Genomic DNA, 12,787 nt, shown 5'->3' on the forward strand with positions numbered 1-12,787 from the left:
GACTTTTATGACCATGCATTGTTGTCGGAACAAGGCCGACGAGGCGGATATTCGGGTAGAGATTCCGGGGTTTACGACAGCATCTTCCGAGCGGGGGATGTTTTTCCTGATGGGCGGGCCGTGTGTGGTGGAGAATGAGGCGGTGGTGATGGAGATCGCCGGCCGGATGGTGGAGATTACCTCGCGGCTGGGGATTCCGTATATCTTCAAGGCGTCGTATCGGAAAGCCAATCGCAGCCGGTCGGACTCGTTTACCGGAATCGGCGATATTCGGGCGTTGGAGTTGTTGGCCAAGGTGCGGCGGGAGTTTCGGGTGCCGGTGGTGACCGACATCCATAATCCGGAAGAGGCGGCGATGGCGGCCGAATATGTCGATGTGCTCCAGATTCCGGCCTTTCTGTGCCGGCAGACCGACCTGCTGACGGCGGCGGCCGAGACCGGACGGTGGGTCAATATCAAGAAGGGGCAGTTTTTGGCCCCTGAATCGATGGTTTTCGCGGCCGAGAAGATCACGGAGACGGGAAATAAGAAGGTGATGCTGACCGACCGGGGCACGTCGTTCGGATATTACGACCTCGTCGTGGATTATCGGGGGATACCGATCATGCAGCGGACGGGATTTCCGGTGGTGGTGGACATCACCCACTCGCTGCAGCAGCCCAATCAGAGCAGCGGAGTGACGGGCGGACAGCCGGAGATGATCGAGACCATCGCCCGGGCGGCGATTGCGGTGGGGGCGGACGGCCTGTTCGTCGAGACGCATCCCGATCCGGCCCGGGCTTTGTCGGACGGAGCCAATATGCTGGCTTTGGATCGGATGGAGGGAATGCTCGAACGGCTGGTGGCATTGCGAACGACCGTCCTCTCGTTTTAATCGTCCCACTCAATTAGGATTTCATTCACCGTATGGAAGAGAACAAGACGGCGAACGCTGCCGGGAAACGCGAACAGATTGTGGAGACGCTGAAAACCAAATCGGTGCTCTTGCAGCGGATTTTTGACAATACGCAGCAGGTTTTCGGACAACTCAAAGAGATTTTACAGGAATACGCCGTCGAGGTCAATGAACAGCTCGAAGGGGTCACCGATCGGCGTGTCAAGCTGGAATACCGCGACCGGGGGAAATTCGAAGCGCAGCTCCAGCTGGCCGGCGATATCCTGATCTTCAGCATGCACACCAACGTCTTCCAGTTCGAACGGGAAAATATCATCTGGCAGAATTCCTATGTGAAGCAGGACAAACAGAACTCCTATTGCGGGGTGATCAACATCTACAACTTCCTCTCGGACTCGTTCCGGTACAACCGGTCGGCGGACGAGGGGTATCTCGTGGCACGGATCTTTATCAACCGCGAATTCCAGTATATGGTCGAGGGGAAACGACAGGTGACCTACCGCCACGACAATTTCGGGCAGGGGGCCATTACTCAGGATGCCTTGACCGAGATTATCGAAAATACGATGGCCTATACGCTGGACTTCGACCTCCTTGTGCCGCCGTACGATACGGTCAAACTGGTGACGGTGGATCAGATGAATACCAAAATTGAGAACTCGAAACTCCAGACCGGGAAACGGCTGGGGTATCAGTTCCGTTCGGACGATGTGTAATGGGAGACATATCGTTTTCCTCCTCTCGATCATCCTTTTCGGAGTAGCCGTTCTCACCTCCAGCGGACAGCTCCCGCCGCATTATTCGACCCAGTTGCATGCCGATACGGCCATCGTGCCGATCAACTATCGGGAACGGAGCGCCCGGTCGGATGCCTTCTATGATACCTTGCGGTTGCGGAAATACAAGAACGCCTTCACGCGCTTTCTGTTCCGGTCGCTGATCCGGAGCCGGAACAGCAGCGACGAGGGGACTCCTTCGCTCGATTTTAAACAGAACCGGAACTATTTTGAGTACTTCTCCGGCAAACGGATCACTGCGATCCACTGGACGTTGGCCAATGTCTTTTCGCCGCGCGATACGACACAAAAGGTAAGCTGGCTGCAACGGACGATCGACAAAATCCATATTCAAACCCATCCTGCGCAGTTGCAGCAGAATCTGCTTTTTCAGGTCGGTGACACCCTCAATCCTTATGTGCTGGGAATCAACGAAGAGCTCTTGCGTAGCCTACCCAACCTGGCGACCGCCTATTTTGTCGTCCTGCCTGACCGGAGCGACTCGACAGGGGTATCGGTACACATCTTTGCGCGCGATAACTGGTCGATCGGCGTGGATGTCGATTGGGGACGTCTGGAGAGGAGTCTTTCGGTCTTCGACCGGAACTTTCTCGGGACGGGTGACGAGCTGGAGCTGGAGGTGATCGGAGACAAAAGTCTGACCCATTTCGGTTTCGGAGCCGAATACACCGCCCGGAACCTGTTGGGACATTTTACCGATGCGACCATCGGATTGGGAGGCGGGGCCGAGCATCGTGTGGCCCGGTTCACCGTGACCCACCCGTTCATTCTCCCTACGGGATGGGCCTATGGCTTTACGGCCGATCGGACCGACCAGCGCGAAGAGATGACCCGGGCGGATACGTCGTACCGTATCGGCCGGTTCCGGTTGGGCGGTTGGGGAGGACGGTCGTGGTGTCTGGATTGGCGCAACGGGACGAACGTCTATGTGACGGCTTCGCTGGATCGGGAGCGCTATTTGAGCCGGCCGGAGGTCGCGGAGACTTTGAACCCCTACTATCACCACTCCACGCAGCTGTTGTTCGGTTTCGGTTTCTCGCGGCGGAACTATTTTCAGGGGAATATGATCTACGGATTCGGACGGACGGAGGACATCCCTTACGGTTTCCGGTTCGAGCTGGTCGGCGGTCGGCAGTGGGAGGAGTTGCTCGGAGCGAGAGACTATTGGGGTATCCGGGGGTATTGGGGAAATCTGATTCGGAACAGCTACCTGGAGGCAAGTCTGGCGATGGGTTCCTATTTTACGCGGAATTATCGCCTGCAGCAGTCGGTGGTGACGGGCCATATCAAATATTTCACCCCTTTGTTGCGGGTGCGGACGAGTTATATCCGTCAGTTCGGTACGATGTCGGCCACCATGGGATTTCATCGGCTGGAGGGGGAGCGGGAGGCGCTGCGGTATGAAAACCGTTGGGGACGGGGCATCCGCGGGCTGGGGGCGAACTGGCGAATGACCGGCTACAACCGTTTGATCTTTGGTTCCGAGACGGTGGTCTTCACTCCGCTTTTTCTGTACCATTTCCGTTTTGCCTTTTTCCTGTGCGGCGATGCCGGGTGGCTCGGATACGACAACAACCTGTTCCGCAATCGGTTTACGGGGGCGATCGGTGCCGGGGTGCGGATTCGGAACGAGCGGCTGATTCTCAACAACGTGGAGATCCGGTTCGGATATGCCTTCAACAGGCCTCCGGACGTGGGGTATCGTACTTTCTCGATCTCCAGCGAGCCGGACTTCAAGGAGATCGACTTCGCTCCCGAGCGGCCGCAGGTGATTCCTTATCGGTGATCCGGTGCGGGGGCTATTCGTGGCACGAAATATGCTTTCTTATCGGCTACATACTTAAATTCTTGAAATCATGTCAGTATTAGTTGGTAGAAAAGCTCCGTTATTCCGGGCTACGGCGGTGGTCAACGGAAGTGAAATCATTCCGGATTTTTCGTTGGAAACGTACGCGGATAAAAAGTACGTCCTCTTCTTTTTTTACCCGGCGGACTTCTCGGCGGTGTGTCCCACCGAGATCCTCGCTTTTCAGGAGCGGATGGCAGAGTTCGACGAACGTAACGTCGCAGTGGTGGGATGTTCGGGCGATTCGCAGTTCGTCCATCAGAAATGGCTCTCGATTCCGGTGAAACAGGGGGGAATCGAAGGGGTGAAGTATCCGCTGGTGGCCGATTCGGCCAAGACGATCATGCAGCTTTACGATGTGCTGGCGGGCGATTATCTCTACAATGCGGAAGGAGAAGTGTCGTTCGAAGGGCCGGCGATGGCCTATCGGGGCAGTTTTCTGATCGACAAGGCCGGAATCGTGCGGCATCAGGTGGTCAACGACCTGCCGTTGAGCCGGAGCATCGACGAGACGTTGCGGATGATCGACGCGCTGCAACATTTCGAGGAGTACGGCGAGGCGTGCCCGATCGACTGGCACAAGGGAGACAAGGGAATTAAGTAACTGTACCGTTTTTCTGTAACCATTCTTTGTGCTGGATGGTACTGTTCTCTTTCTGAAGAAAGAGAACCAGAAAGACTTCCGAGGATGCTTGCGCATCCTAACTCTATTTCGGTACAGTATCTGAACTTTTGATTTTTCGGGCCACGGAAAAGGGCGCGCTTGAGGCTATCAAAAACCTTAGCGCGCCCTTTTTTCTTGGCCCGAAGAACAAGATGATGAGACCTTGTCACCCGGATGGCTTTAAAGTGCGAAGCACTTTCGAAAGTTTCTTTGGTACTTTCTGTTCACAGAAAGTACGGTACCCGCACGTAGCTAAAGAACGGGCATGCAAAAAACAGTACGGTTAATTAAGCTTCGATCGTTTCGTCCAACACCATTTTGAAATATCCCAGGCTGTCCGGTTCGAACTCCCGGATGTAGCTCAGATGGGCATTGCACTTGGCCTGTCCCTCCTTAATGAAAGCGATGGCGGAGATGCGATACCCCTCCCCTACTTCCGGATGGCTGGCCTGTTGCAGCAGGAGGTGTCCCATAATGATATAGCCTCCCATTTCGACTAAACGGCGCGCATGGAAATCGAGCAGATCGGCATCGTTCCCCTCTTTCGTCGAAGCCTCGTGAACAGCTTTCACAGCCGCCTCATACTGTTCGCGCATCGTCACCAGCGTCCGATATTGTCCGTCGAGTTCCGACACCGGTTTGATCGCCTCATACCCTTGCATCTGCGCGAGCAGCACGCCTGTCGTCACCCCACGAATCGCCGCCACCACCTGCAATTGCGATGTCCCTTCATAAATCGTCGTAATCCTGGCGTCACGATAGATCCGTTCGATGGCGTAGTCTTTCATGAATCCCGAACCGCCGTGAATCTGCAAGGCGTCGTAAGCCACGCTGTTGCTGTATTCCGACGAGAAGAGCTTTAGGAGCGGCGTATAAGCATCCGCCAGCTTCTGATATTGCTTCATCTCCGTCCGTTCCTCCGGCGTCAGTTTTCGTTCTTTTTCGATGTGGAAATAGTTCTTATAGACATCTACGAACCGTGCCGTCTCGTACAGCAATGCCCGGGAGGCCTGCAAACGCGCTTTCATGTTGGTCAGCAGCTCGTAAACCGCCGGGAACTGAATAATCGGTTTACCGAACTGTTCCCGCTCGTTGGCATACTTCAATGCCTCGCGGTACGCCGCCTCCATAATCCCCACCGACTGAGCCCCGATACCGAGCCGGGCCGAGTTCATCAAGGCCATCACATATTTGATGAGCCCCATCTTCCGATCCCCCACCAGCTTGGCCGGCGCATTGGTGAAGACCAGCTCGCAGGTCGGTGAGCCGATAATCCCCAGCTTGTGTTCGATCCGTCGCACCTTGACCGCCATATGCTTCTTGTCATACACGAACAGCGACAACCCCCGTGCATCGGTCGTCCCCTCTTCGCTCCGCGCCAGCACCAGCGAGATATCTCCGTCACCATTGGTAATGAAACGTTTCACGCCGTTCAAGAGCCACTCGCCCGGCTTGTCCGGATTGGGCGTCGCCTTGAGCATCACGGCTTGCAAATCCGAACCGGCATCCGGCTCGGTGAGGTCCATCGCCGCCGTCGCCCCCTTGTTGATCTGCGGCAAAAATTCCGCGTTGATCTCTTCGCTCGCAAACTCATGCAAGGTTTCGGCGCAGTCCTGCAACCCCCAGATATTGCCGAATCCGGCATCGGCCCGGCTCACCAGCTCGCAGGTCATCACGTACGGTACGAGCGGGAAATTCAGTCCCCCGAACCGTCTGGGCAGCGAAATTCCGTAAACTCCCGCCTGGGTCAGCATATCGTGGTTTTCCTGCGTCCCGCGCGCATAGATCACCCGATCGTTTTCCACCCGCGGCCCCTCCTTGTCCACCGAGTCGGCATTCACGGCAATCGTGTTCGCAGCCACATCCCCCACAATTTCCAGCACTTTCCGATAGCTGTCGATCGCGTCCTCGAAGTCTACCGGCGCATAATCATAGGTCTCTTTATCCCGGAAGCCCTGTTCTTTGAGCTCCACGATCTTTTTCATCAGGGGGTGATCCAGATGAAACTGTATGTCTTTGTTATCTAAGAAAAAGTTAGCCATGTCCTGTATGAGTCAAAAAGGATTACTTGCTGTTCTGTTTATAGTATTTGATCATTTTCGGAATCACCGTAGTGACGTCCCCGATAATCGCGTAGTCGGCGATTTTGTTGATCGGCGCCTCCGGATCGGTGTTGATCGAGATGACCATTGAACTGCCGTCCATCCCGGCCGTGTGTTGAATCTGGCCCGAAATTCCGCAGGCGATGTAGAGTTTCGGCCGCACCGTCACCCCCGTCTGCCCGATCTGGCGTTCGTGTTCCGTGAACCCGGCGTCCACCGCAGCGCGCGATGCCCCGACTTCAGCCCCCAATACCTCTGCCAGCTGATACAGCAGATCGAATCCCTCCTTCGACCCCATCCCGTAGCCTCCGGCCACGATAATCGGAGCACCCTTGATGTCGATCTTCCGCTCTTCCATCTCGCGGGCAATGATCTTGACTGCGAAATCCCCGTCGCTCAGGAACTTCTTGTAGTCGATCGTCTTGACTTCCGCCGGTTTCGGATCGGCCACCGGCTCCATTTTCATTACCCCTTCGCGTACGGTCGCCATCTGCGGACGGTGATCCGGGTTGATAATCGTGGCGATGATGTTCCCGCCGAAAGCCGGCCGAATCTGGTAAAGCAAGTTCTTATATTCTTTTCCCGTCCTGGCTTCGCTGTGGTCGCCGATCTCCAGCGAGGTACAGTCTGCCGTCAGACCGCTGTGCAGCGCCGACGATACGCGCGGTGCCAAATCCCGTCCCGTGCAGGTCGCGCCGAACAAAGCGATCTGAGGTTGCTCTTCCTTAAACACCCCGCAGATAATCGCCGCATGGGGCAGCGTTCGGAACGGTGCCAGTTCCGCACCGTCGGCGACGTGTACGATCTCCGCTCCGTATTGTGCCAGCTGTTTTTCAATACCGGTCAGGTTGTGTCCGATGGCCAATGCTTCGACCCGGCATCCCAATGTCTTTGCCAAAGCCCGTGCCTTGGTCAAGAGTTCCAGCGAAACGTCGGCGACTTTGCCGTCTTCAATCTCGCAGTAAACGAATATATTGTTCATGAGAATTTCAGTTGGTGATTTGATTTAGGTAAGCTGGATTAACCGATTGTGTGCGAAGCGATCAGCTCTTTGATTAACCCTTCGATATCGGTATCGCTTCCGGTCAGGTGTTTCGCCTCTTTGGCCTGGAAGACAATGTTTTCGATCGTCTTGACTTTGGTCGGCGAGCCGCTCAGCCCGAGCGATTCCGGTTCGGCGTTCACATCATTCGCACCCCATTCCGGAATGCAGAGATAGCACCGCTCCTTGTGCAAAGCCATGTAGTAATCTTCCTGTTGTTCCTGCACTTCGCTCACCGTCCGGGCATGTTTGTATTTCATCACCATCTTGGCGTTCCGGGGTCGACACTCCGGCGCGCTGGCATTGACGGTCACTACCCCCGGCAGCTTCATGGTCACGGTCTCCACGCCGCACTCCAAGCGCCGGCGGATGGTGATCTCGCCTGCTTGCAGGTCGATTTTGTCCACCGCTTCGGCATAGGTCACCTGCGGCAGTCCCAGTTTCTCGGCTACCTGCGGTCCCACCTGCGCCGTGTCGCCGTCGATAGCCTGCCGTCCGGCGATGATCAAATCCGGATTCATCTTCCGGATGGCGCACGAGAGCGTGTAACTGGTCGCCAACGTATCCGCTCCGGCAAATTTCCGGTCGGTGAGCAACACGCCGCCGTCCGCTCCGCGGAACATGGCCTCCCGTATCACCTCCGCAGCGCGGAACGGCCCCATGGTCAAAACCGTAACGGTCGATTTCGGGTGCTGATCCTTGATGCGCAAGGCCAGTTCCAATGCGTTCAAATCTTCAGGGTTGAAGATGGCTGCCAGTGCCGCCCGGTTCACCGTACCGTCGGCTTTCATGGCATCCTTGCCTACGTTCCGCGTGTCGGGAACCTGTTTGGCGAGTACGACTATTTTTAGGGTATCATTCATAAAATGAAAGATTTGGATTTGTTTATTTCGTGTTTTACTTCCGCTTTGGGAGAAATATTATCGAATTCGGTTAAACATCCTGCCCCAACGCAACCCGGTGAAGATGTTCTTTCCGGGCGTGATCGAGAGCCAGACGAACGAGGCTTTACCTTCCACATGGTCGGCCGGAACGAAGCCCCAGAATCGTGAGTCTGCGGAGTTGTGTCGGTTGTCGCCCATCATGAAGTAATAATCCATCTGAAAGGTATAATCTTTTACTGGAGAGCCGTTTATGTAAATCAGACTATCCGCCTCGTCGACCACCAATTCATTCCCCTCGTAGTTCCGGATAATCCGTTCGTAAAGCGGCAGATTATCGATCGTCAGCGGAACCGTTACCCCCGCCTGCGGCACCCACAGTGGCCCGAACAAGTCTTCCGTCCACGGATATCGATCCGTTTCGTGTGGAAAGATCGCCTCGTTCGGTATTCGGTTGACGAAACGGATGACGTCCGTCACTTCCGGCAGACCTTTCAATACTTCGACCCCTTCGGCAGTCAGCGGCAAAGTATATCTCCCCGCCTCCGCCTGGTAGCCGATCTCCTCGCGGTCGATTCCGAGCCGTTCGAAAATCTTCGTCCCGATCGGAGCCGTAACATGCACCATATAAAGATGTTGCACGCCCGGTATCGACCGCTGCGCCTTGCCGTTGATGTAGACGTCGCCGTCGATCACCTGCACCGTGTCTCCCGCCAATGCCACACACCGCTTGATGTAATTCTCCCGCTTGTCCACCGGCCGATAACGTACCTCCAGCTCGTTGTAAACCTGTTCGCGCCCCAACATCCGCACCAAATCGTAATAACTCGTGGTCGATACATCGCTCTCCATCGATCGTCCATACTCGTCCTCCATCGTAATCGTCCCCAAAGCCACCGTATCTCCTTCCGGAAAGTTGAAGACCACCACGTCGTCGCGTTTCACAACACCTCGTCCTGCCAGACGCTTGTACGGCCACTGAATCCAATCGACATACGACGGAGTGGTCTTTGTCAGCGGCAGGGTGTTCTGCACGAACGGAAACGAGATCGGGGTATTGGGCATTTTCGGCCCGTAGCAGGTCTTGTCCACGAAAATATAGTCTCCGACCAGCAAGGTCTGCTCCATCGACGACGACGGAATGACGTACATCCCGAAGAAATAGGTCTTCAATGGTACGACGACGATCACGGCGAAAAGCAAAGCTTCGACCCACTCCATCACGCGCCGGAATCCTTTATGTCCCTCTTTGTAAGCCCGATAGCGGTTGAGCCAAATGCGGTCGATAAACCGGGTGATATAGAGGTCGTAAATGACCGCCACACCGAGCAGCCACCACAGGTTCCGTGTCCAGACCATGAACCACAGCACGTAAATCAGGCTGACGACCGAAAATTTCACCCACTTGTTTCCCCAGATGGCCCGCAACTTTTCGATAGCTTTTTTCATGTCGTGTCGTTTCGGTTAGAATCCCAGCAGGTCTTTCATCCCGTAGACCTGTCCCGTTCCGCGTTTATCGGCCAGAAACTCTGCCGCCAGAACCGCTCCCATCGCAAATCCGCTGCGGTTCTTGGCATTGTGGTCGATGGTGATGATATCGGCGTCCGATTCCCAAACCACGGTGTGAATCCCCGGCACCATCGCCCGCCGCTGTGCCGTGACTTCCAACTCGTCCGGCGTAGTGGTCGTTCCCAGGTGCCATGTGGTTTTCCGGTCGATTCCGGCCAGTATATCCTCGGCCAGAGTCACTGCCGTCCCGCTCGGCGCATCTTTTTTCTGCACATGATGCACCTCGTTCAAAGTGACGTCGTACTCCGGAAAACGGTTCATCATCTCGGCCAGCTTCCTGTTGATGGCGAAAAAGAGATTGACGCCGATGCTGTAGTTCGAGGCGTAGAAAAACGCGCCCTGTTTCTGTTCGCACAACGCGGTCACCTCCGGCAAGCGATCCAGCCAGGCTGTGGTTCCGCACACCACCGGTATCCCGCTCTCAAGGCAGGTCATGATATTTCCGTATGCCGTCCCCGGCGTCGTGAATTCGATCACCACGTCGCATGCCGCCAGATGCTCTGCCGTGAGCTGATCCGTGTTGTTCATGTCGATTATCAGCGGGATTTCGTGTCCCCGCGAGAGCAGGATCCGTTCGATCTCGTGCCCCATTTTGCCGTAGCCTATCAGTGCGATTTTCATATCAGGGTTGAAAGTAATACATAAAAAGCGAAAAACAAAATCAGGTTTTGTTTTTCGCTTTTTCGGTTTGAAATGAGGGGAGGTTACTGATGTATCACCGGACAATCGTCTCGTCGCGATCCGGCCCGACGGAGATAATCTTCACCGGCACGCCCGTCTCCCGTTCGATGAACTCGACATACTCCTTGAACTGCCGCGGAAACTCCTCATAGCGACGAATTCCGTTGATGTCGCAGTTCCACCCTTCGAACTCCTTATATATCGGTGTGATCTCTTCATTGGTTTCGTACGGAAACTCCGTCACCCGCCGTCCGCCGATCTCATACGCCACTGCCACCTTAATGGTCGGGAAAGTGTTCAGCACGTCCGATTTCATCATGATGAGCTGTGTCACCCCGTTGATCATCGCGCTGTACTTCAAGGCTACCATATCGAGCCATCCGCATCTCCGCTCACGGCCTGTCACCGCGCCGAACTCATGCCCGATCTGCTGCAAATCCTTGCCGGTCTGGTCGAACAGCTCCGTCGGAAACGGCCCGCTCCCGACTCTGGTGCAATACGCCTTGAAAATCCCGAAGACCTCGCCGATTTTATTCGGCGCCACTCCCAGACCGATGCAAGCCCCGGCACACACCGTATTGGAAGAGGTTACGAACGGGTAAGTCCCGTAATCGACATCGAGCAGCGATCCCTGCGCCCCTTCCGCCAAAACGGCCTGTCCGTTGCTCAGCAGTCGGTTCATCTCGTGTTCCGCCTCGATGATGGTGAACTGCCGCAAGGTCTCGATGCCGGCGAACCACTGGGCCTCGTATTCCGCAATGTCGTACGTGAAGCCTTCGAACTGTGCGAGCATGGCGATGTGTTTCTGTTTGAGCCGCTCGTACCGCTCCATGAACGACGGCGAGAGGATGTCCCCCACCCGCAGCCCGTTCCGGCCGGTCTTGTCCATATAGGTCGGCCCGATTCCTTTGAGCGTGGAACCGATCTTGGCCTTTCCCTTCGCCGCTTCGCTGGCGGCGTCGAGCATCCGATGAGTCGGTAAAATGAGGTGTGCTTTTTTTGCAATCCGTATTTTCGCCTTGACATCCACCCCCATCTGTTCCAGTTCGCCCGTCTCCTGAGCGAAGGTCACCGGATCGAGCACCACGCCGTTTCCGATGATATTGACGGCGTTTTCACGAAAAATGCCGGACGGTATCGACCGCAATACGTGTACCTTGTCGCCGAAATGCAGGGAGTGTCCGGCATTCGGCCCCCCCTGGAAACGGGCGATTACGCCGTAATCGGGCGTGAGTACATCGACGACTTTTCCTTTTCCTTCGTCGCCCCATTGCAGGCCGAGAACTACATCGACTTTCATGCAGAGATGTTTTCGTATGATAAATTATTCGGGTCGGCTGAAAAGCCCGACCTGCAAAAGTACAAAAATCCTCGTCTTTTTCGAACAGGTCGGCGGTCGATTATTTTTTGCGTTCGATTCGCTCGACCGTCCGGTCGCCGATCTCGACCACGCCGTGGCTCTTCAAATAACCGACGGCCCGTTTGAATATCTTTTTGCTCATTCCGGTCGTCAGCCGCACCTCTTCGGGGTCGGATTTGTCACCCACGGAGAGGATCCCGTCCGCTTCGTCGAGCATTTTCAGGATGGCATCGGCGGCGATCTTGACCTGGTTGAAGCCCTCCTGCTGCAGCGAGATGTCGATACGATGGTCTTCCGCGATCTTCCGCACGTAGCCCTTCATCCGCATGCCGAGTTTCACGTCGGTGAAGATCTGGTTGTCGTAGAGCATCCCCCAGTGGCGGTCGTTGATGACCACCCGGTATCCTTTCGGTTTCCGCACGGCGATCAGAATGTCGACCTCCTCCTTCGGCCGCACGGTAATCTCGTCGTTATTGACCCGTTTCCCGAGCTTCGTTGTCCCCACCGGTCGTCCCGTCACGTTGTCCACATAGAGCGCCACGGCATACCACTCACCGACCATCATCGGCGCCTGCTGGTTGCGTTTCGGCACGAAGAGGTCTTTGGGCAGGCCCCAGTCGACGAACGTGCCGTGGTAGTTGAATCCCACGGCCTGCAAGGCCGCAATGCCGCCCTCGACGATTTTAGGCTGTTCGGTCGTCGCTACCGGACGGTCTTCCGAATCGGTGTAAACGAAGACCTCCATCGGATCGCCTATGGCATAGCTCTCCGGCATGTACCGTTTGGGGAGCAGCACCTCGTGTCCCTCTTCGTCCGTCAGATAAAGCCCGTTGTCGGTCTCGCGCGCAATGGTCAGCCGATTGTAATTCGCAACTCGTATCAATTTCGTTCCCGCTTTTGGTGGCTACAAAGATAGAATTTTCCGCGATAGTTCGACCGGGGTGCCGAAT

11 protein-coding genes are annotated in these 12,787 nt (G+C 55.7%); 4 read left to right on the plus strand and 7 right to left on the minus strand.

Going from position 1 to position 12,787, the window contains the following annotated elements; translation table 11 throughout:
* Positions 1 to 97: 97 nt before the first annotated feature.
* From kdsA to QZ292_RS00205, 4 genes are all read left to right on the plus strand, one after another.
* The gene (kdsA, locus tag QZ292_RS00190; protein WP_294596179.1) at positions 98 to 874 is read left to right on the plus strand and encodes a 3-deoxy-8-phosphooctulonate synthase; all 777 of its coding nucleotides are present in this window, start codon (positions 98 to 100) and stop codon (positions 872 to 874) included.
* Positions 875 to 906: 32 nt separating this feature from the next.
* Positions 907 to 1,611, plus strand: coding sequence for a hypothetical protein (locus tag QZ292_RS00195; RefSeq protein WP_294596080.1), 705 nt, complete (start codon positions 907 to 909; stop codon positions 1,609 to 1,611).
* On the plus strand, positions 1,604 to 3,478 hold the full coding sequence (locus QZ292_RS00200) for a hypothetical protein (protein WP_294596083.1): 1,875 nt from the start codon (positions 1,604 to 1,606) through the stop codon (positions 3,476 to 3,478). The genes QZ292_RS00195 and QZ292_RS00200 overlap by 8 nt, the downstream gene beginning before the upstream one ends.
* Before the next feature lie 70 nt (positions 3,479 to 3,548).
* Entirely contained in the window at positions 3,549 to 4,142 is a 594-nt protein-coding gene (locus tag QZ292_RS00205) for a peroxiredoxin (RefSeq protein WP_294596086.1), read from the plus strand.
* 347 nt (positions 4,143 to 4,489) lie between these two features.
* On the opposite strand, the gene QZ292_RS00210 is transcribed toward QZ292_RS00205, so the two are convergent.
* The 7 genes from QZ292_RS00210 to QZ292_RS00240 form a co-directional block, all read right to left on the minus strand.
* Positions 4,490 to 6,244 carry an acyl-CoA dehydrogenase family protein gene (locus QZ292_RS00210; protein ID WP_294596090.1) on the minus strand — a complete coding sequence of 585 codons (1,755 nt, stop codon included), beginning with the start codon at positions 6,242 to 6,244 and terminating at the stop codon, positions 4,490 to 4,492.
* A gap of 22 nt (positions 6,245 to 6,266) precedes the next feature.
* Positions 6,267 to 7,286 (minus strand): electron transfer flavoprotein subunit alpha/FixB family protein, encoded by a 1,020-nt coding sequence (locus QZ292_RS00215; protein WP_294596094.1) that lies wholly within the window; start codon positions 7,284 to 7,286, stop codon positions 6,267 to 6,269.
* 38 nt (positions 7,287 to 7,324) lie between these two features.
* A complete protein-coding gene (locus tag QZ292_RS00220) occupies positions 7,325 to 8,209 on the minus strand; it encodes an electron transfer flavoprotein subunit beta/FixA family protein (protein ID WP_294596097.1) in 885 nt (294 codons plus the stop codon).
* A 57-nt stretch (positions 8,210 to 8,266) separates the two neighbouring features.
* Complete coding sequence (gene lepB, locus QZ292_RS00225; RefSeq protein ID WP_294596100.1) at positions 8,267 to 9,676, minus strand: signal peptidase I; 1,410 nt, start codon at positions 9,674 to 9,676, stop codon at positions 8,267 to 8,269.
* A gap of 15 nt (positions 9,677 to 9,691) precedes the next feature.
* On the minus strand, positions 9,692 to 10,417 hold the full coding sequence (gene dapB / locus QZ292_RS00230; protein WP_294596103.1) for a 4-hydroxy-tetrahydrodipicolinate reductase: 726 nt from the start codon (positions 10,415 to 10,417) through the stop codon (positions 9,692 to 9,694).
* 94 nt (positions 10,418 to 10,511) lie between these two features.
* Positions 10,512 to 11,777, minus strand: coding sequence for an adenylosuccinate synthase (locus QZ292_RS00235; protein WP_294596106.1), 1,266 nt, complete (start codon positions 11,775 to 11,777; stop codon positions 10,512 to 10,514).
* A gap of 100 nt (positions 11,778 to 11,877) precedes the next feature.
* Positions 11,878 to 12,720: a S1-like domain-containing RNA-binding protein gene (locus QZ292_RS00240; protein WP_294596108.1), complete on the minus strand. Its 843-nt coding sequence runs from the start codon at positions 12,718 to 12,720 to the stop codon at positions 11,878 to 11,880.
* Positions 12,721 to 12,787 lie beyond the last annotated feature (67 nt).

This window comes from uncultured Rikenella sp., assembly GCF_910577125.1.
GTDB lineage: Bacteria > Bacteroidota > Bacteroidia > Bacteroidales > Rikenellaceae > Rikenella.

Excerpts from the sequence above, each read along its gene's own strand:
- kdsA (WP_294596179.1), top strand. The coding sequence starts at position 98 with ATGTTTTTCCTGATGGGCGGGCCGTGTGTGGTGGAGAATGAGGCGGTG.
- QZ292_RS00195 (WP_294596080.1), top strand. The coding sequence starts at position 907 with ATGGAAGAGAACAAGACGGCGAACGCTGCCGGGAAACGCGAACAGATT.
- QZ292_RS00200 (WP_294596083.1), top strand. The coding sequence starts at position 1,604 with ATGTGTAATGGGAGACATATCGTTTTCCTCCTCTCGATCATCCTTTTC.
- QZ292_RS00205 (WP_294596086.1), top strand. The coding sequence starts at position 3,549 with ATGTCAGTATTAGTTGGTAGAAAAGCTCCGTTATTCCGGGCTACGGCG.
- QZ292_RS00210 (WP_294596090.1), bottom strand. The coding sequence starts at position 6,244 with ATGGCTAACTTTTTCTTAGATAACAAAGACATACAGTTTCATCTGGAT.
- QZ292_RS00215 (WP_294596094.1), bottom strand. The coding sequence starts at position 7,286 with ATGAACAATATATTCGTTTACTGCGAGATTGAAGACGGCAAAGTCGCC.
- QZ292_RS00220 (WP_294596097.1), bottom strand. The coding sequence starts at position 8,209 with ATGAATGATACCCTAAAAATAGTCGTACTCGCCAAACAGGTTCCCGAC.
- lepB (WP_294596100.1), bottom strand. The coding sequence starts at position 9,676 with ATGAAAAAAGCTATCGAAAAGTTGCGGGCCATCTGGGGAAACAAGTGG.
- dapB (WP_294596103.1), bottom strand. The coding sequence starts at position 10,417 with ATGAAAATCGCACTGATAGGCTACGGCAAAATGGGGCACGAGATCGAA.
- QZ292_RS00235 (WP_294596106.1), bottom strand. The coding sequence starts at position 11,777 with ATGAAAGTCGATGTAGTTCTCGGCCTGCAATGGGGCGACGAAGGAAAA.